The following is a 17,877-nucleotide window of genomic DNA, read 5'->3' on the forward strand; positions in this document are numbered from 1 at the left end:
CATATTCTTATAGTCGATCTCTATGACGAAAGGAAGAGCGAAATTCACATCCTGATAACAGCATCAAACTTAGAGTTTAAGCACAAAAAAGCCCACCAGGAGGTGGGCTTTGCAAAATCGAGTTGTATAGACATTTACTCCAGCTGAGTCTTGGAGCTGAGCTTGTAGCGGGAACCGGGGGAGAGCAAACGGGCGTAGGAGACGAGATGCCCCTCCGACCAGGTACGCCGATGCAACAACAGGCAGGGGGAATCTACGCGGATCTGCAACAATCCCGCCTCACCGGCGCTGGGCAACACGGCTTCCACCACGTGCTCCATCTCGGAGAGGGGGCAGACATCCATCAGATAGCGGTTGGGAGTTTGCAGGGTGAAATCCTGCTCGCCATAGCCCGGCAAGCGCCCGGCATCAACGAAGCGCTCCTCCAACTGCAACGGCTCGCCATCGGCCTGATGGACGATCAGGCTGTGAAAGATGGGGGCGCCCACCCGCAGCCCCAGTTGTACCGCCACCTTCTCGTCAGCGGCCAGTCGCTGTAGCCGGATCACCCGGGCGCTGTACTCACCGCCACGCTCGGCGATCTCGTCGGCAATATTGCGAATAGCCAGCAACGGCGACTCGGTGCGCCGGTCCGCCACGAAGCTGCCGGAACCGGCGGTACGCACCAGCCAACCTTCCGCCACCAGCTCCCGCAGCGCCCGGTTGACCGTCATCCGGCTCACGGTAAACTGCTCGCACAGGGCCGCTTCGGTCGGGATCCTGTCCCCCGCCTGATAGTGGCGTTCGCGGATCCCGTCCAGAATATGCTGTTTGATCTGCAGATAGAGGGCTGGCGCCACCATGAAGCTCCCTAGCGCCGACGGTGGGGCGGACGCATGTCCGGCCAGGCGCGATAGACATCGGGGATCTGATCCGGGCCGCTGATGCAGAGATCGAGATCATGCAGCAAGCCATCCTTGATCCCGTAGATCCAGCCGTGGACGGCCAGCTCCTGCCCCTTGCGCCAGGCGTTCTGGATGATGGTGGTGTGGCAGACGTTGGCAACCTGCTCGGCCACATTCAGCTCGCACAGATAGTCGAAGCGCTCGTGCTCATCCTCGATGGCCTCGAGCTCTTCACCATATTTGAAGTAGACATCCTTGATGTTGCGCAGCCAGTTGTCGATGAGACCCAGCTCCTGGTTCTGCATCGCGGCTTTGACGCCGCCGCAACCGTAGTGACCGCAGACAATGATGTGCTTCACCTTGAGGACTTCTACCGCGTATTGCAGCACGGAGAGGCAGTTGAAATCGGTATGTACCACCAGATTGGCGACGTTGCGGTGGACGAAGACATCCCCCGGCAGCAACCCCATCAGCTGGTTGGCGGGGACCCGGCTGTCGGAACAACCGATCCAGAGGTATTCGGGGGCCTGCTGGGCAGAAAGAGTGGCAAAGAAAGCGGGATCTTCGGCTTTGATCCGTTCGGCCCACTCACGGTTGTTGGTAAACAGGTCGTTCAACAGTTTCACTTCTGCTCTCCCTAATGTGGCAGTGGCGGCAACATAACACACTCAAGGGTAACCAAAGCAAGGCCGACCAGATCCCTGCGAAACAAAAACAGGGCCATCAGGCCCTGTTTTTATGAGAGGAAGCATCAGGCTTCCATGGCATCTTTCAGCTTCTTGAGTGCGTTCTTCTCAAGCTGACGCACACGCTCGGCAGAGACGCCGTAGGTATCGGCCAGCTCCTGCAGAGTGGTCTTGCTGTCATCATCGAGCCAGCGGGCGCGGATGATGTGCTGGCTGCGCTCATCCAGGGTGGCGAGGGCCGAGCTCAGGCGACGGGTCGCGTGATCGTCCCAGTTGTCATTCTCGATGGTCGCGGCCAGATCGGAGGATTTGTCCTCCAGATAGTGAACCGGAGCGAAACCGCCCTCTTCCTCATCATCACCCACCAGATCGAACGCCTGATCGTAGTTGGCCATCCGAGCTTCCATTTCGGTCACATCAGCGGCAGAAACGCCGAGATCGGCCGCCACGGCCTGAACCTCTTCGTGGTTCAGCCAGCCCAGACGCTTTTTGGATTTGCGCAGGTTGAAGAAGAGCTTGCGCTGGGCCTTGGTGGTCGCCACCTTGACCATGCGCCAGTTGCGCAGGACATATTCGTGGATTTCGGCCTTGATCCAGTGCACGGCAAAGGAGACCAGACGCACGCCGACCGTCGGGTCGAAGCGCTTGACCGCCTTCATCAGGCCGATGTTGCCTTCCTGAACCAGATCGGCCTGAGGCAGACCGTAACCGGCATAACTCTTGGCGACATGAACGACAAAGCGCAGATGCGACATAACCAGCTGACGAGCAGCCTCGAGATCGCCATCCTGCTGCAAACGCTCAGCCAGTTCACGCTCTTCCTCTGCGCTCAGCACAGGAATAGAGTTTACTGCCTGGATATAGCCTTCCAGACTACCTTGCGGAATCAGAGCCATAGTGCGCTGCAATGAAGTTCCCATCTGTTACCTCTTACTTTTCAATCGAATCAGTCTAACACCCTGAGAGGGTCTGTCTACTGACCGGATGCCATTCTGCGGCGTGTATCAAAGAACATGCCCAGTTTTAGACCGGCTTATCTTAAGCCTGCAGGATGAATCATGAATGAACAGTCAAAAAAAGGGGGTCACAATGAAGGACCCCCGAAAAGTAGCATGCTAAGTCCATTGTTGCGGAGCTCGCAACCTTCACATGCTTGCCAAGTCTGACGAGCAAGGCAGAGGGGCCACACCCGTATAAATGCTTCAGCTTTAATAGACTGCTTATAAATCAGAAGGTTCACTGGATCTAGCGAAGATCCGGAAGATCATTGTTATTCAGAATACTCTGACTATGGGGGCCAAGCCAGAAACGGCCCCTCTTTTACTTGATCCGCCTCTCAAAATCCAGCGATTTACTTTGATGACAAAGTAATCAGGATGGTTCGATGTCGCGAATGTGGCGATGGACCGAGAACCAGGAGGCAATCAGCCCCAGCAGGGCGCCCAGCAAGATCAGATTGATCCCGTCTACCGCCCCCATGCCAACCAGCCGGAAGTTACTGTTATACAAGCCTGCCAGCTCCTTCACCACCCCCTCGCTCCAGATCACCATCACTTCGGTCAGCCACCAGGCCAGCATGCCGCCGATGACCCCGAACCAGATACCGGTATAGAGGAAGGGACGATGAATAAAGGAGTCGGTCGCCCCCACCAGCTTGAGCACTTCAATCTCGGAACGCTGGTTGAGGATGTTGAGACGCAGGGTATTGCCGACAATCAGCAACACGGCGGAGAGCAGCAGCACCGCGATACCGGTAATGGTGTGGCGCAGCAGGTTCATGATCCCCTGCAGCCGGGTCAGCCACTGCAGATCCAGCTTGCCCTGTTCGACCCCCACCTCGTTATTGAGCTTGCTGAGCAGCTCGGCGGCCCCTTCCGGGTTCTGCCAGCGCGGATCCGGGATGACGCTCAGCACAGGCGGTAGCGGGTTGCTGTCCAGATAATCGAGCGCATCGCCGAAGCCGGAGATCTCACGAAACTCCCGCAACGCATCGTCACGGCTCAGGTAGGTGACCGAATCCACCTCGGGATAGAGCAGGATCCTGTGCTGCAGATCGAGAATGCTCTGCTCCGGCAGATCCTTGCGCAGGTAAAGGGAGATCTGGGAACTGCTCTGCCAGCTCCCCTCCACGACCTCGGCGTTTTTCAGCAGCACGTGGAAGCAGGATGGCAGCGCCAGACTGACGCCCAGCACCGCCAGCGTCATCAGTGAGGCGAGCGGATTGCGCCACAACTCCCCGAGACTGGCAAACGCTTGCCGCACATGGTCAACCCCGTACATCATCAGACGACGCAGCAGCGGTTGTTTATGACGAACGATAGCCATCAGAGCTCCTCCCCGGCCGAATACATGCGACCCGCCTTGAGGGTCAGGGTGCGATAGCGCATGCGCGCGATCAGCCCCAGATCGTGGGTAGCAATCAGCACCGAGACCCCAAAATTATTGAACTCCTGAAATAGCCGCATGATATCCATGGAGAGCTGGGGATCCAGGTTGCCGGTCGGTTCATCCGCCAGCAGCAGCGGCGGCTTGTTGACGATGGCACGAGCGATGCCGACCCGCTGCTGCTCACCACCGGAGAGCATGCGCGGCTGGTAACGCTCCTTGCCGAGCAGCCCCACCTTGTCCAGCGCCGCCGCCACCCGCTTGTTGATGTCCGCATGGCTGTAGCCATCGATCACCAGCGGCAGCGCCACGTTGTCGAACACGGTGCGGTCCATCAGCAGGCGGTGATCCTGAAAGATCATCCCGATCTGGCGGCGAACATAGGGGATCTGGCTGCGCTGGATATGGCTGACATCATCACCATGAAAGAAGACGCGACCATCGGTCGGACGCTCCATCACGCTGATCAGTTTGAGGAGGGTACTCTTGCCCGCCCCCGAGTGCCCGGTCAGAAAGGCCATCTCTCCCTTGCGCAGGTGAAAGCTGACCTTTTGCAGCGCCTGATGGCCGCCGCTGTATACCTTGCTGACCTTGTCAAAACGAATCATAACGGTTCCCTGAAATTGACAAACCCCGACCGGAGTCGGGGTATGGAACACTTACTCATCACGGCTGAGCTGACTCATCGCGGCCGGACTTATTCATCGCGGCTGAAGAGCGCCTCGATGAAGTCGTTGGCAACGAAGGGACGCAGATCGTCGATCCCCTCGCCCACCCCGATATAGCGGATCGGGATCTGGAACTTGTCGGCCACCGCAAAGATGACGCCGCCCTTGGCCGTGCCATCCAGCTTGGTGAGGGTGATGCCGGTCAGGCCAACCGCCTCGCTGAACAGCTTGGCCTGGCTCAGCGCATTCTGGCCGGTGCCGGCGTCCAGCGTCAGCATGATCTCGTGGGGCGCCTCTTCATCCAGCTTCTTCATCACCCGCACCACCTTCTTGAGCTCTTCCATCAGGTTGCTCTTGTTCTGCAGGCGACCGGCGGTGTCGGCGATCAGCACATCAGCCCCGCGGGAGCGGGCGGCCTCGATGGCGTCATAAATGACGGAAGCGGAGTCGGCACCGGTATGCTGGGCAATCACCGGAATGTTGTTGCGCTGACCCCAAACCTGCAGCTGTTCGACCGCTGCGGCACGGAAGGTGTCACCCGCCGCCAGCATCACGCTCTTGCCTTCAGCCTGGAACTGCTTGGCCAGCTTGCCGATGGTGGTGGTCTTGCCGACGCCGTTTACGCCGACCATCAGGATCACATAAGGCTTCTTGCTGGTGTCGATCACCAGCGGCTGCTCGACCTTGGCCAGCATCTCGCCCATGTCCTGCTTGAGCAAACCGTAGAGCGCCTCGGCATCCTTGAGCTGCTTGCGATCCGCGTGCTGCACCAGCCCTTCGATGATGCGGGTGGTGGTGTCGACGCCGAGATCGGCGGTCAGCAGCTGGGTTTCCAGCTCTTCAAACAGCTCATCGTCGATCTTCTTGCCACGAAACAGGCCGAAGAAACCGGAACCGATATTCTCCTTGGTGCGCACCAGACTGCGCTTGAGGCGAGCAAAGAAGCCCTCCCGCTGCGGTTTGTCCTGGGTGTCGTCGTCCACCTTGGCGGCCAGCGGCAGGGCAGCCAGGGCGGCGGCCTCAGCCTCCATCGCGGCGACCAGGCGCATATCTTCCGCTCGCTGGGCCTCTTTGGCGATACGGGCTTCTTCCGCAGCCTGAGCTTCGGCGGCAATGCGAGCCTCCTCCGCAGCGCGGGCTTCGGCAGCAATACGGGCCTCTTCCGCGGCGCGGACTTCGGCAGCGATACGAGCCTCTTCCGCAGCGCGGGCTTCGGCGGCAATGCGAGCCTCTTCCGCAGCGCGAGCCTCGGCAGCAATACGAGCCTCTTCTGCAGCGCGAGCTTCGGCGGCAATGCGAGATTCTTCCGCGGCGCGAGCCTCGGCAGCAATACGAGCCTCTTCTGCAGCGCGAGCCTCGGCAGCAATACGAGCCTCCTCTGCAGCGCGAGCCTCGGCGGCGATACGAGCATCTGCTGCAGCGCGGGCTTCGGCAGCAATGCGAGCCTCTTCCGCAGCGCGAGCTTCGGCGGCGATGCGGGCCTCTTCCGCGGCGCGAGCTTCGGCAGCAATACGAGCTTCTTCGGCTGCCTTGACCTCAGCGGCTTGCGCCTCTGCGGCAGTGCGAGCGGCTTCAGCGGCACGCTCCTCTTCGGCGATCAGCGCTTCGTTGACGATCACCGGCTCCAGATCGGAAGCGCACTCCTCCACCACCAGCGGGCCGTGGTCGTCCAGCTCGGTCGGCAGACAGCAATCATCCTGCAAAACGGAATTCTGTGCGCTGGCAGGCACTTCGGGGGCAACGGCCGGCGTACTATCGGAAACAGTGGAATCGGAAACAGGAGCGGGGGTAGCAGTGACCTCGGGCTCAACGGTAACGGGGGTGGCTTGGGGTGTCTGTGGTTGGACAGCCTCAGCCTCTTCTTTCTTGCGGCCGAAACCCAGCCAGGAAAACAAACCTTTTGCCATCTAAAAATACTCACATCAAAGGCTGACTGCTAAGATAGCCGTCCCTTGGCGGGTCGGCATAAAAATGAACCGCCTTATACTACCACTTTATTTTCTGACGATGAAACGCGATGCCCAGAGTGAAATCCAGCCGTAGCAACCCGAGCAAGAGTCCCGCCCCGCAAGGAAAATCGGGCTTTGTAAGAATCATCAGCGGCCAGTGGCGAGGCCGCAAATTGCCGGTCAAGGATGTGGAGGGGCTCAGACCCACCACGGATCGCGTCAAGGAGACCATCTTCAACTGGCTGGCCCCCCACATTCGTGGCACCCGCTGCCTGGATCTGTTTGCCGGTAGCGGCGGACTCGGACTGGAGGCACTGTCGCGCTATGCCGAGCAGGTGACCCTGATCGAGATGGACAAAGGGGCCGCCGACCAGATCAAGAAGAACCTGACCGCCCTCGGCAGCAGTCAGGGTCAGGTGATCCAGTCAGATGCAGTGAGCTGGCTGCAAGGCCCGGCCACGCCGTTTGATCTGGTGTTCCTCGATCCACCGTTTCGCCGCGAGCTGCTGCCGCAAGTGTGCGAACTGCTGGAGCAGCGCGGCTGGCTGGCAGCGGACGCCCTCATCTATCTGGAGCGGGAGAAGGAGATGGCCGATCTGGCGCTGCCTGCCAGCTGGCAACTACTCAAGGATAAACAGGCAGGTCAGGTCTGTTATCAACTCTATCTACGGGAGGTAAACAATGAAGCGGGTCTTTAATCTGTTGGCGATGGGGCTGATATTGTTCTTCTGGTTTGGCGTGCTGGTGAGCCTGATTGCCCCGCTGCCCGGCAAACTCAACGGCTTTCTGCCGGTCTGCGGCGTGATCGTCGCCCTGCTGCACTGGCTGCAGGCCAGCATGATCAAGGCAGCTTGCAAACGCTACTTCGCGGTCACCAAGGCCGAATTTGTCACTGTGCTGATATTTGGCGTGTTTGGCATGGTCGACATTCGTCAGCGCCTGCAAGAGATCGTCAACGCCGCCCAGCGCGGCAATCTCTCCGGCAAACCATAAAAGAAAAGGGGACGGCGGTAGCCGTCCCCTAGAGTCGTGTCGTCCTGTCCGTAGAACTGCAATGCTCCCTGCAATCCCTGACGTTATCCTAATCCTTTGGAATATCCCCTTTCCAATCCGTTGGCGTGTCCTGCGGCGTTCCTGGCCTGGCAATTCATCCTGAACTGCTTCACTGTCTCCATCCTGGAGGTGTCCATTACCACGTCCTGTGGGGTTCCTTGCGTCTTCCTGACAGATAACCATCCGGGTTATCTCACTTCATCCTGAAGTATTCCTCTCGCATCCGGCGAGGTCCTGTTCATCCTGAAGAACGAGGTTCCGTTCGTTCTGCTCCCATCCCGAGAGTGTCCTGCCGCATCCCGCGGTGTTCCTTTATTCATCCGTGACGATAATCATCCTGATTATCGAGCTCATCCTGAGGTGTCCCTTGTCCACATCCTGCGGACTATTCCATCTTTATGCGCTGTCCTGCATCCTGCCGAACCAGCTCCGTCCTTGTGAGACCCATACTAAGGAAATGCGCACCCCGAACAAGGGCCATCCGATGATAAAGATCCGATGCGGCTCCCATCTCAAAAAACGAACTTAAAAACTAACCTTTTAATATCAGTCAGTTATTTAGTTTCACGGGAAAGCTCGATCATTCTGGCATGGCTTCGCGTACGGCTCAAAGCGCCAGCCTCTTACAGTCGCTATGGCAGATCTCTTACACGGGTTTCGCCCCCAAAAACGGGGCAGGAAAACGGTTCAATCCTGACGTTAAGACTTAAAAAATAGTTGAATAAATATGCTTAAAAAAACCGCAAAAAAAGAGCCGAGACCAGGCTCGACTCTTCAACATTCCAATTTTTTAATCAGCTCAAGCGGTTGGCCGGATTGAGATAGGCCTTGCGCAGCGATTCCGGTGCCAGCACCTCCAGTTCACCGCCGATGTTGTTCAACCAGCTGCGAAACTCCGGGGTGTCCTGCACTTCGGTCTCCACCACCACGCTGCGCTTGTCATAGCGGGTCATGCGCGGATTGTTGCCGGGGATCTGGTTATCCACCAGCGACTGGCTGTTGGCATCGATCCGGCCGACGAAGCGGATCGGGCCGCTCACATCCTGATAGCCCTGATCGCGGATCAGCTTCTGGATATTGAAATCCTTCGGCTGGGTGGCGCTGAAGTTGGTCAGCTCAACGTTCTTGATATGGTCGAACGGGATGCCGTAGACCTTGGGATCCAGCTCGGACAGAGTGCAGAGCAGGATCGGACCGTCCGGCTGATTGAGAATGCCGAGCGGGTTGATACGGTCGTAGCAGAGCCACACGGTGCGCTCTTTGATCACGCGCTGGATCTCGGCACTGAACTTGCGACCACGCCAGAGCGCATCGCGGATCAGGGTGCTGCGGCGGATCTCCGGGTTGCCGGCAAACGGACGCGGTGACTGATGGACACTCTCCAGCCAGCGTTCGGCCAGTTCGCTCTGGCTGTCGCGGATCACCTGGCTCGCCTTGTCGACCAGCGGATTCAATTCGGTCAGTACACTCGCCGGCAACAGTTGGCTCGCCTGATCACTCCAGGTTTTCAGAGCCACCGCCAGCGAGAGCGGCATGATATTGGCAAAGTCGTTGAGGCCGTGGCGCTCGAAGCACCAGCCATGGGGTTTGCTGCGTTCGTCCGAGGTGAGGTCGAACAGTCCCATGCCGGACATCTCCTCCAGGTCCCGTTGCACGGTACGCAGACTGACGTGGATACCTTCCTCTTCCAGTTTTACCTGGAGTTGGCTGGCGGTCAGCTTGTAAGGGCGGTGCGGGATGCAACGCGCCAAGGTCAGTTGTCGTAACAGCTTCTTGCTCATGGTGCTTGCCTTCACTGGTTTAGCGTTGACTGTATGCTAGTCGTGACTTGCGACAGTCTATGTCGCAAGTTTTGCTGCGACAACTGTCGCCATTTTCATACAAAACACACTAAATAATTGATTTATAAAGACAATGCACTCAAAAAAGGAGCCGCTAGAGGCTAAAATTAGCCAAAAATCCCTCAAATGAAAGTTCTATGTTGCGATTTATTGTCAGCATAAAACTCCGATTAATTAATTCATCTCAGAATATGATTTCAGGGGAGAGCATGACTCTCCCCTTTTGCTCACATCAGCCACGACCAGGCTGACTTGGTGATGGCCGCACCGACCATGTAGCCAAACACCGCCAGCGCCGCCACACCGGCCACCAGCTTCTGACCGCGGGCCGGGCGCTTGAGCGCCATGACACCCAGACCGATATAGAGCACCAGTGCAACCAGCTTGGCCATCAGCCAGGGTTGTTGACCCGGGCTCAACTGCAAGGCCACCGCCAGTAACACACCAAACAGCAGCAGGAAGGTGTCGTTGATATGCGGCAGGATCTTCAGCCACTTCTGCTGCAACCGATCGCTGCCGGCCAGCGCCAGACTCCAGCGATAGATAAAGAGCAGCAGACTGACCAGCGCGAGCGTCATATGCAGGTGTTTGAACATGGGGTAATAGGCAATCATTTTGCTTCCTTGTCGTCGTCGGGTAGCCCGCTGTTCCAGTTGTGGGCATGGATACGCTCCTGCCCCTCCTCGTCGTCTTGCAACAGATCGGAGAGGATCTCCCGGTATTGCAGGCTCTTGTTGATATAAGTGTGTTCGTCGTCCAGATAGTTGACCTGCTCGCGCAACAGCCAGTTATCGTGCTGCTTGAAGGTCTGCCCCGCCCGCCAGGCCTGGTTGGCCCGAAAACCGAGCTGGGTCAGGGCTTCCACCCCCAGATCGACCGCCGAACCCAGGGTTTCCCGGTGTACGCTCTCGACCCCGTGGCGCAGGATCTCGTGGGCATGGGGTCGATCCAGCGCTCGCGCCAGGATCTTCAGGTGCGGGAAGTGCTTCTGCACCATCTCGATCACCGCCAGCGAGGTAGCCGGATCGTTGATGGAGAGCACCAGCAGCTTCGCCTTGTGTGCCCCTGCGGCATGGAGCAGATCGATCCGGCTAGCATCGCCATAGAAGACCTGATAACCGTACTTGCGCAGGGTCTCTATCTGGCTGGCATCCTGCTCGAGGATGGTGGTGCCGATGCCGTGACCGTGCAGCAGACGCCCCACGATCTGACCGAAGCGGCCGAAGCCCGCGATGATCACCGGATGCTCCACCAGCTCAGGTTGCTCATGCTGCGGTGCGTCGCTCTGGTTACGGTAATCGAACCAGGGCTGGATCACCCGGTCGTTGAGGATCAGCAGCAGCGGGGTGAGCGCCATCGAGAGCGCTACCACCAGCGTCAGAAGCGAGATGGTCTCGCCGGGCAGCACCCGGTTCTGGGCGGCAAACGAGAAGAGCACGAAGGCAAACTCACCGCCCTGCGCGAGCGCCAGCGCGAAGGTCCAGCGTTGACTCGGCGAGATGCGGATGATGAAACCGAGTGCCATCAACACCAGCCATTTAAGCACCATCAGGCCAACCACCAGCGTCGGGATGAGGAAAGGGTGTTCGGCAAACAGCCCGAAGTCGATCCCCGCCCCCACCGACATGAAGAACAGGCCGAGCAGCAAGCCCTTGAACGGCGCTATGTCGGCCTCCAGCTCATGGCGATATTCGCTGTCGGCCAGCACCACCCCGGCGAGGAAGGAGCCAAGTGCAGGCGAAAGCCCCACCGACTCCATCAGCACGGCGATAGCGATCACCAGCAGCAGGGCGGCGGCGACGAAGATCTCCCGCATATGGGACTGGGCGATGGCACGAAACACCGGCCGCATCAGGTAGTGGCCACCCAGCACTATGCCGGAGATGGCCGCGACCACCAGCAGACCATGCTGCCACCCCGCCAGCTCGGAGCCACCACTGCTGGCGACCGGTGCCATGGCCAGCAGCGGCAGCAGCGCCAGGATCGGAATGACCGCAATATCCTGAAACAGCAGCACCGCAAAGGCGGATCGACCGCTCTCGCTCTGCATCAACTTGCGCTCCTGCAGGCTCTGCAACACGATGGCGGTGGAAGAGAGCGCCAAAATGAGGCCGATGGCCAGCCCCTGTTGCAGCGGCAGACCGATCAGGTGCGCCACGCCGGTCAGTGCCGCCGTAGTGAGCAGCACCTGCAGGCCACCGGTGCCGAGGATCGGCCCCTTCAGCTGCCACAAGAGGGCCGGACGCAATTCAAGACCGACCAGAAACAGCATCAGCACCACGCCAAACTCGGCGAAGTGCATCACGTCCTTCTGCTCCCCCACCAGCCCCAGCAAAAAGGGGCCTATGATGATCCCCGCCAGCAGGTAGCCGAGCACCGAGCCCAGCCCCCAGCGCTTGGCCAGCGGTACCGCGATGACGGCGGCGGAGAGGTAGATAAAGGCATCAAACAGGATCCCGTGGCCCATCAGTCAGCCCTCCGTGTGAACATCAGATCCGGCTCATAAGCTCGGCCAACAAGCTGCCCATGTGTCATCAGAGCACCTCCAGCAAGTCGCGCAGATAAGGGCGCCCGGCCAGTTGCTCTGGAGTCAGCTGATCGTCACGCAGGGCGCAAAGCAGCTGGCGATAGTCATGCCCGCCGCGGCGCAGGGCGGCGGGATCCTTGATCTTGTGAAAGGAGTGCAGCACGAAAGGGGGCAGCCAGTTCATGCCGCACAAGGTGGCCGCCTGCTGAAATGGCAGCAGAAAATCGAGCAACGGTCGGCTGTTGTAACCCTCGCTGCAGTAGGACTCCGGCGCACCGCCGGTGGTGATGGCGCTCAGCCACTGCTTGCCCTTGAGGGCGTGGGCTTCGGGGCCGTAGGCGTAGCCATACTCCAGCACCAGATCCATCCACTCTTTCATGATGGCCGGGCAGGAGTACCAGTAAAACGGGTGCTGGAAGACGATGATGTCGTGCTCACAGAGCAGCGCCTGCTCCCGCTTCACATCGATAAACATGTCGGGATAGTGCTGATAGAGGTCGTGAACCGTGACCCCCTCCAGCCCCTCAATCGCCTGCAACAGCTGCTTGTTGGCCCGCGAGCTCTGCAGCGCAGGATGGGAAAAAATAACCAGAATGCGTTTCATGACCACATCACCCGAACAAAGCCTTGCGGTGCAAGGCGAGGTAAACAGAAAAGGGGAGTCTGGGGAGCTGCATCGTAAAGGTGCACAGGAGAGCGACCTTATCAGGAAGCGCCATAGCCTGCCAACTCGGGGATCAGCTCCCGCAGCGCCGGATTGAGGGTCTGGTGGGCGGGATAGCAGAGCCCAATCCGGCGAAACATCCGCGGTCCGCTCACCGGCAGGGTACAGAGCCCCGCCTCATCTTCCACCAACCCGTCCGGCAGAAAACTGATGCCGACTCCCGCCAGCACCAGCGCCATCACCAGCCCCTTGCTCTCGGCCTTGGCCACCAGATTGAGGGTAAGCCGGTCACAGGCCAGCAGGCCGATAGTCTGCTGATGGGCTTCGCAGGGCGGGCACTCAATAAAATCATAATGTTGCAGCTCGGACAGCTCGATCCTTTCGCGACTTGCCAGGGGGTGATCAACCGGCACGCAGAGCACGTAATCCTCCTCCCACAGCGGCAGGAAGATCTCGTCCTCCCGGCGCAAGGCATCCAGCGTCAAGCGGCAGTCGGCGGGTGTGGTGTAGTCGGAAAGGGTGAGATCCAGCTGCGGCAACACGCCCTGCACTTGCTGCAGCAGCCCGGCCACCCGGCGGCGACTCAAGTCCGGCATGATGGCGATATTGAGCCTCGCACGCGTCGCTTTCTGGCGAAACAGCTCCGGCAGACGGCGCGCCTCCTCCACCAGCTTGACCGCGTGGGGATAAAGATAGTGGGCCGGGTCTTTCGCCACCACCCCCTTCTTGCCCCGGACAAACAGGCTGTCACCGAGCGCCTCTTCCAGCTGGCGCAGCCCCGCCGAGAGGGAGGGCTGGCTGACGTGGCAGCGCTCGGCCGCCGCCGTGATGTTCTTCTCTTCATAGATGGCGATGAAGAAACGCAGCAATCTCAAGTCCAGCATAAACCAACCATAGTTTTTTCAGATGATAACCAGCGGAAAACAATATTTATCACTTATAGATGCAGTGACTATAGTGATTGGGTTCCGTGCTGGCCAGCCACCTGTTTGCTCAAACCGACTCTTGAATCAGAAGGAAAGACCCATGTCCAAATCTCTCGTCGTGATCACCGGTGCCTCCGCCGGGATCGGTGCCGCCATCGCCCGTGCCTTCTCTGCCGCCGGTCATCCGCTGCTATTGCTGGCCCGCCGGGTCGAGCCGATGCAGGCACTGAACCTGCCCGATACCCTCTGCATCGGGGTCGATGTGACCGACACCGCCGCTATGAAAGCCGCTGTCCAGCAGGCAGAAGCCAAATTTGGCCCGGTCGGCTGCATGGTCAACAACGCCGGTGTTATGCTGCTGGGTCAGGCCGATGTGCAGGATCCCGCCGAATGGCAGCAGATGCTCAACATCAACGTGATGGGGGTGCTGAACGGCGTCCACGCAGTGCTGGCAGGCATGAAGGAGCGCCGCAGCGGCACCATCATCAACATCAGCTCCATCGCCGGTCGCAAGACCTTCCCGAACCATGCTGCCTACTGCGCCACCAAGTTCGCAGTGCATGCCCTGACCGAGAACATCCGGGAAGAGGTGGCCGATGTCGGCGTGCGTATGGTGACCATTGCCCCGGGTGCGGTCGAGACCGAGCTGCTCAGCCACACCACTGACGAGAGCATCAAGGCCGGTTACCACGACTGGAAAGATCAGATGGGTGGCGTCATTGCGCCGGAAGTGATCGCCGATGCCGTGCTCTACGCCTGGAACCAGCCTGCCAACGTCTGCGTGCGCGAGATCGTGCTGGCGGCGACCCGTCAGCAACCTTAATCCGGGCTGACTGACACCATGGGGAGGGCTTGACCCTCCCCCGGGGCACAGGGTTACCATGTGCCCCTTGTTATTTTCGAGTCATTCCATGGTTCTCACCCGTCGCCAACTCGCTCACGCCCGTCGCTGGCTCCCCTTGTGGAGTCTGGTGCTGGTGTTGATGTCGTTTGGCAGCCGGGCCGCAACCGACCTCTGTACCCTGACGACCCACTGCAGCCAGAGCGAGCGCACCCTGGAAAAAGCGATGCCCTGCGGCAGCTTTACCACCGCCCTCTCGATGACGCTGGTAGGCAGCGACAGCCTGACGGTCGCCGTGCTGGAACCGGATACCCCCGACTTCGCCTCCCCCTCTCTCTTTATGCCGGACGCTCCGTGCGAGCGGCTCGAACGTCCCCCACGCCCCCGGATCTGAAACGCATCCCGTATCGGGCATCTTTTCTTTCAATCTGAGGTGAGTGATGTACAAACCCCTGTTACTGGCCATGCTGGCCGGTACCGTCAGCTTTTCGGCTCTCGCGGCCGAGAAGATGACCGTCTACAAATCCAAATATTGTGGCTGCTGCCAAAGCTGGAACGAGCACATGGAGCAGAATGGCTTCGAACTGGACGTCATCGAAACCGAGCAGCTCGGCGCAGTGAAGCAGCAATACGGTATCGCGCCGGAACTGGCTTCTTGCCATACCGGCATCGTAAATGGCTATGTGATCGAGGGGCATGTACCAGCCGCCGATGTACAGAAGCTGCTCAGGGAAAAACCGGCGATCCGTGGCCTGACCATTCCGGGCATGCCCCAGAGTGCGCCGGGCATGGATATTCCGGGCCATCCCTATGAGGTACTGAGTATCAGCAACGAGGGCGCGACCAACCGCTGGTCGAGCTACCCCGGCTGACGAAAACTGGCCATGAGAGGGCACTACCATATCATGTGAGGCACACCTGAGCGGACTCTTGCCGCTCATGGCCAGAAAGAGGGCCGCTATCGCGAGATAGCGGCTTTTTTTGATTACATTTCCTGCAATAACAAGGGATTGCTTGCAACCACCGGCAACAAGGGGCAGATTTAACGCCAATTCATGGAGCCGATGCTCAGGTCTACCAACCCTTTCCAGCGCCAAGGATGCGACATGTTTACCTTTTCCCGAGGAGTTCTGCTGCTAGCCTTTCTGACAGTTCTCCCCCCCACTTATGCCAATGAAGAGCCCGCCATGCTGACAAGCGAACATCCAATCCAGCCGCCCGTGGCCGCCAAACATCCCCGCACGCTGAAAAAACACGGGGATACCCGCATCGACAACTACTACTGGCTGCGCGACGACGAGCGGCAGAAGCCCGAGGTATTGGACTATCTCAAGGCCGAGAACGCCTATACCGAGGCCATCCTCAAGCCGACCCAACCCCTGCGCGAACAGCTTTACAAAGAGATGGTCGCCCGCATCCCCCAGCAGGATGAGTCGGTACCCTATGTGAAGAATGGCTACCGCTACCAGACCCGCTATGAGCCGGGCAAGGAGTACGGGATCTACTCGCGCACCAAGCTCGGTGAAGAGCAGTCAAGTCTGCTGCTCGACAGCAACCTGCGGGCTGAAGGGCACGAGTTCTATGCCCTCGGCGCCCTTGAAGTGAGCCGCAACAACCGCTGGCTGGCGGTGGCGGAAGATTTCCTCTCCCGCCGTCAGTACCAGATCCAGTTCCTCGATCTGGAGAGCGGCCAGTGGGCCACCGACAAACTGGAAAATACCTCCGGCAATCTGGTGTGGGCCAACGACAACAAGACCGTCTTCTATGTGCGCAAGCACCCGCAGACCCTGCTGCCCTATCAGGTCTATCGCCATACGCTCGGGACGGATCCGGCCACGGACAAGCTGGTCTACGAGGAGAAGGATGACTCCTTCTACATCAGCCTCTACGCCACCACCTCGGAAGATTTCATCGTCATCGCCCTCTCCAGCACCACCACCGGCGAAGCACGGCTGATCGATGCCAACCAGCCGGAGCACGCCCCACGCCTGTTCCTGCCCCGTCAGGTGGATCACGAATACAGCCTGGATCACTACCGCGGCCGCTTCTATGTGCGCTCCAACAAGGATGGCAAGAACTTCGGCCTCTATGAGACCAAGGAGAGCCCGGTTGATCGCTGGAAGGCGGTGATCGCCCCCAATCCGGACGTGCTGCTGGAGAGCTACGCCCTGTTCAAGGATTGGCTGGTATTGGAAGAGCGCAACAAGGGGCTGACCCGACTGCGCCAGATCAACTGGCAGAGCGGTGACGAGAAGGAGATCGCCTTCGACGATCCCGCCTATGTCACCTGGCTCGCCTACAACCCAGAGCCGGATACCAGCGCCCTGCGTTATGGCTACTCCTCCATGACCACCCCCGCCTCTACCTATGAGCTGGATATGGCGAGCGGCAAGCGCACCCTGCTCAAGCAGCAGCCGGTGGCAGGCTTCAAGGCCGACCAGTACGCCAGCGAGCGGCTCTGGGTGACCGCCCGCGACGGTGTATCGGTGCCGGTGTCGCTGGTCTATCGCAAGGACAAGTTCAAGAAAGAGCAGGCCGATGCGCCCAAGAATCCGCTGCTGGTCTATGGCTATGGATCCTACGGCGCCAGCATGGATCCCGACTTCAGCAGCTCGCGCCTGAGCCTTCTGGACAGAGGCTTCGTCTACGCCATCGCCCATATCCGGGGTGGTGAAGAGCTGGGCCGTCACTGGTACGAAGATGGCAAGTTGCTGAAAAAGCAGAACACCTTCAATGACTTTATCGATGTCACCAAGGCGCTGGTGGAGCAAGGCTACGGTGCCAGGGATCAGGTCTACGCCATGGGCGGCAGCGCCGGTGGTCTGCTGATGGGGGCGGTCATCAATCAGGCGCCCGAACTCTATCGCGGCGTGGTGGCGCAGGTGCCGTTCGTCGATGTGGTCACCACCATGCTGGACGAGTCCATTCCCCTCACCACCGGGGAGTATGACGAGTGGGGCAACCCGAACCAGAAGCGCTACTACGACTACATGAAGAGCTACAGCCCCTACGATCAGGTGAAGGCGCAAGCCTATCCCAACCTGCTGGTCACCACCGGGCTGCACGACTCGCAAGTGCAGTATTGGGAGCCCGCCAAGTGGGTCGCCAAGCTGCGCGAACTGAAGACGGATGATAACAAGTTGTTACTGAACACCGACATGGATGCCGGCCACGGCGGCAAGTCGGGCCGCTTCAAAGCCTACGAGGATATCGCGCTGGAATACGCCTTTATCCTGGATCTGGCCACCCCGGCCAACTGATCTCTCATGACTCCGGCCCTTGTCATTCAAGGGCCGCATAAGAATCCTCTCGTAGTTTTTCCCTCTTCCATTTCCCTCCATATCAAATTAATCTTCGGCAAGAAAATGAATGATCGAGGTCATGTTTCTCAAGATTTAACTCCGCTATTTTGCCATTTCGTTTGATTTATGTTGGGTGAATGTGCTTAATCGG

General features: G+C 59.2%; 17 protein-coding genes. 6 read left to right on the forward strand and 11 right to left on the reverse strand.

Annotated features, from left to right (window positions below; genetic code table 11):
• Positions 1 to 134: 134 nt before the first annotated feature.
• From hutC to ftsY, 6 genes are all read right to left on the reverse strand, one after another.
• Complete coding sequence (gene hutC / locus BN1139_RS02295; protein ID WP_041202733.1) at positions 135 to 839, reverse strand: histidine utilization repressor; 705 nt, start codon at positions 837 to 839, stop codon at positions 135 to 137.
• Between the two features lie 11 nt (positions 840 to 850).
• The gene (can, locus tag BN1139_RS02300; RefSeq protein ID WP_005339998.1) at positions 851 to 1,510 is read right to left on the reverse strand and encodes a carbonate dehydratase; all 660 of its coding nucleotides are present in this window, start codon (positions 1,508 to 1,510) and stop codon (positions 851 to 853) included.
• A 125-nt stretch (positions 1,511 to 1,635) separates the two neighbouring features.
• Positions 1,636 to 2,490 carry an RNA polymerase sigma factor RpoH gene (gene rpoH, locus BN1139_RS02305; protein ID WP_005339997.1) on the reverse strand — a complete coding sequence of 285 codons (855 nt, stop codon included), beginning with the start codon at positions 2,488 to 2,490 and terminating at the stop codon, positions 1,636 to 1,638.
• Positions 2,491 to 2,941: 451 nt separating this feature from the next.
• Positions 2,942 to 3,895, reverse strand: coding sequence for a permease-like cell division protein FtsX (ftsX, locus tag BN1139_RS02310; RefSeq protein ID WP_005348569.1), 954 nt, complete (start codon positions 3,893 to 3,895; stop codon positions 2,942 to 2,944).
• Positions 3,895 to 4,563, reverse strand: a complete 669-nt coding sequence (gene ftsE, locus BN1139_RS02315) for a cell division ATP-binding protein FtsE (RefSeq protein WP_005339995.1) — start codon at positions 4,561 to 4,563, stop codon at positions 3,895 to 3,897. The genes ftsX and ftsE overlap by 1 nt, the downstream gene beginning before the upstream one ends.
• A gap of 89 nt (positions 4,564 to 4,652) precedes the next feature.
• Positions 4,653 to 6,530: a signal recognition particle-docking protein FtsY gene (gene ftsY / locus BN1139_RS02320; RefSeq protein ID WP_041915430.1), complete on the reverse strand. Its 1,878-nt coding sequence runs from the start codon at positions 6,528 to 6,530 to the stop codon at positions 4,653 to 4,655.
• Positions 6,531 to 6,640: 110 nt separating this feature from the next.
• Here ftsY and rsmD point away from each other — a divergent pair, with 110 nt between their 5' ends.
• Together rsmD and BN1139_RS02330 are read left to right on the forward strand one after the other, a co-directional pair.
• Positions 6,641 to 7,270, forward strand: coding sequence for a 16S rRNA (guanine(966)-N(2))-methyltransferase RsmD (gene rsmD / locus BN1139_RS02325; protein ID WP_005348566.1), 630 nt, complete (start codon positions 6,641 to 6,643; stop codon positions 7,268 to 7,270).
• On the forward strand, positions 7,254 to 7,565 hold the full coding sequence (locus tag BN1139_RS02330; RefSeq protein ID WP_005348564.1) for a DUF1145 domain-containing protein: 312 nt from the start codon (positions 7,254 to 7,256) through the stop codon (positions 7,563 to 7,565). Before rsmD ends, BN1139_RS02330 begins: the two co-directional genes overlap by 17 nt.
• An 854-nt stretch (positions 7,566 to 8,419) precedes the next feature.
• On the opposite strand, the gene BN1139_RS02335 is transcribed toward BN1139_RS02330, so the two are convergent.
• The 5 genes from BN1139_RS02335 to BN1139_RS02355 form a co-directional block, all read right to left on the reverse strand.
• Positions 8,420 to 9,406, reverse strand: a complete 987-nt coding sequence (locus BN1139_RS02335; protein WP_005339987.1) for a helix-turn-helix transcriptional regulator — start codon at positions 9,404 to 9,406, stop codon at positions 8,420 to 8,422.
• A gap of 287 nt (positions 9,407 to 9,693) precedes the next feature.
• Positions 9,694 to 10,080, reverse strand: a complete 387-nt coding sequence (locus BN1139_RS02340; RefSeq protein WP_005339984.1) for a SirB2 family protein — start codon at positions 10,078 to 10,080, stop codon at positions 9,694 to 9,696.
• A complete protein-coding gene (locus BN1139_RS02345; RefSeq protein ID WP_005348561.1) occupies positions 10,077 to 11,933 on the reverse strand; it encodes a monovalent cation:proton antiporter-2 (CPA2) family protein in 1,857 nt (618 codons plus the stop codon). The genes BN1139_RS02340 and BN1139_RS02345 overlap by 4 nt, the downstream gene beginning before the upstream one ends.
• A gap of 67 nt (positions 11,934 to 12,000) precedes the next feature.
• Positions 12,001 to 12,597 carry a glutathione-regulated potassium-efflux system oxidoreductase KefF gene (gene kefF, locus BN1139_RS02350; RefSeq protein ID WP_005348560.1) on the reverse strand — a complete coding sequence of 199 codons (597 nt, stop codon included), beginning with the start codon at positions 12,595 to 12,597 and terminating at the stop codon, positions 12,001 to 12,003.
• Between the two features lie 101 nt (positions 12,598 to 12,698).
• Complete coding sequence (locus BN1139_RS02355) at positions 12,699 to 13,541, reverse strand: LysR family transcriptional regulator (protein WP_005348558.1); 843 nt, start codon at positions 13,539 to 13,541, stop codon at positions 12,699 to 12,701.
• A gap of 142 nt (positions 13,542 to 13,683) precedes the next feature.
• On the opposite strand from BN1139_RS02355, the gene BN1139_RS02360 reads away from it, so the two are divergent.
• From BN1139_RS02360 to BN1139_RS02375, 4 genes are all read left to right on the forward strand, one after another.
• Complete coding sequence (locus BN1139_RS02360; protein ID WP_005348556.1) at positions 13,684 to 14,406, forward strand: SDR family oxidoreductase; 723 nt, start codon at positions 13,684 to 13,686, stop codon at positions 14,404 to 14,406.
• Positions 14,407 to 14,494: 88 nt separating this feature from the next.
• Positions 14,495 to 14,818: a hypothetical protein gene (locus tag BN1139_RS02365; RefSeq protein WP_005348554.1), complete on the forward strand. Its 324-nt coding sequence runs from the start codon at positions 14,495 to 14,497 to the stop codon at positions 14,816 to 14,818.
• A 46-nt stretch (positions 14,819 to 14,864) separates the two neighbouring features.
• Entirely contained in the window at positions 14,865 to 15,296 is a 432-nt protein-coding gene (locus BN1139_RS02370; RefSeq protein ID WP_005348551.1) for a DUF411 domain-containing protein, read from the forward strand.
• A gap of 234 nt (positions 15,297 to 15,530) precedes the next feature.
• Positions 15,531 to 17,684 carry a S9 family peptidase gene (locus BN1139_RS02375; RefSeq protein ID WP_005348549.1) on the forward strand — a complete coding sequence of 718 codons (2,154 nt, stop codon included), beginning with the start codon at positions 15,531 to 15,533 and terminating at the stop codon, positions 17,682 to 17,684.
• The last annotated feature ends 193 nt before the right edge of the window (positions 17,685 to 17,877 follow it).

Origin of the sequence: Aeromonas veronii bv. veronii, from assembly GCF_000820225.1 — a bacterium.
Taxonomy (GTDB): Bacteria; Pseudomonadota; Gammaproteobacteria; order Enterobacterales; family Aeromonadaceae; genus Aeromonas; species Aeromonas veronii.

Excerpts from the sequence above, each read along its gene's own strand:
- rpoH (WP_005339997.1), bottom strand. The coding sequence starts at position 2,490 with ATGGGAACTTCATTGCAGCGCACTATGGCTCTGATTCCGCAAGGTAGT.
- ftsX (WP_005348569.1), bottom strand. The coding sequence starts at position 3,895 with ATGGCTATCGTTCGTCATAAACAACCGCTGCTGCGTCGTCTGATGATG.
- ftsE (WP_005339995.1), bottom strand. The coding sequence starts at position 4,563 with ATGATTCGTTTTGACAAGGTCAGCAAGGTATACAGCGGCGGCCATCAG.
- ftsY (WP_041915430.1), bottom strand. The coding sequence starts at position 6,530 with ATGGCAAAAGGTTTGTTTTCCTGGCTGGGTTTCGGCCGCAAGAAAGAA.
- rsmD (WP_005348566.1), top strand. The coding sequence starts at position 6,641 with ATGCCCAGAGTGAAATCCAGCCGTAGCAACCCGAGCAAGAGTCCCGCC.
- BN1139_RS02330 (WP_005348564.1), top strand. The coding sequence starts at position 7,254 with ATGAAGCGGGTCTTTAATCTGTTGGCGATGGGGCTGATATTGTTCTTC.
- BN1139_RS02335 (WP_005339987.1), bottom strand. The coding sequence starts at position 9,406 with ATGAGCAAGAAGCTGTTACGACAACTGACCTTGGCGCGTTGCATCCCG.
- BN1139_RS02340 (WP_005339984.1), bottom strand. The coding sequence starts at position 10,080 with ATGATTGCCTATTACCCCATGTTCAAACACCTGCATATGACGCTCGCG.
- BN1139_RS02345 (WP_005348561.1), bottom strand. The coding sequence starts at position 11,933 with ATGGGCCACGGGATCCTGTTTGATGCCTTTATCTACCTCTCCGCCGCC.
- kefF (WP_005348560.1), bottom strand. The coding sequence starts at position 12,597 with ATGAAACGCATTCTGGTTATTTTTTCCCATCCTGCGCTGCAGAGCTCG.
- BN1139_RS02355 (WP_005348558.1), bottom strand. The coding sequence starts at position 13,541 with ATGCTGGACTTGAGATTGCTGCGTTTCTTCATCGCCATCTATGAAGAG.
- BN1139_RS02360 (WP_005348556.1), top strand. The coding sequence starts at position 13,684 with ATGTCCAAATCTCTCGTCGTGATCACCGGTGCCTCCGCCGGGATCGGT.
- BN1139_RS02365 (WP_005348554.1), top strand. The coding sequence starts at position 14,495 with ATGGTTCTCACCCGTCGCCAACTCGCTCACGCCCGTCGCTGGCTCCCC.
- BN1139_RS02370 (WP_005348551.1), top strand. The coding sequence starts at position 14,865 with ATGTACAAACCCCTGTTACTGGCCATGCTGGCCGGTACCGTCAGCTTT.
- BN1139_RS02375 (WP_005348549.1), top strand. The coding sequence starts at position 15,531 with ATGTTTACCTTTTCCCGAGGAGTTCTGCTGCTAGCCTTTCTGACAGTT.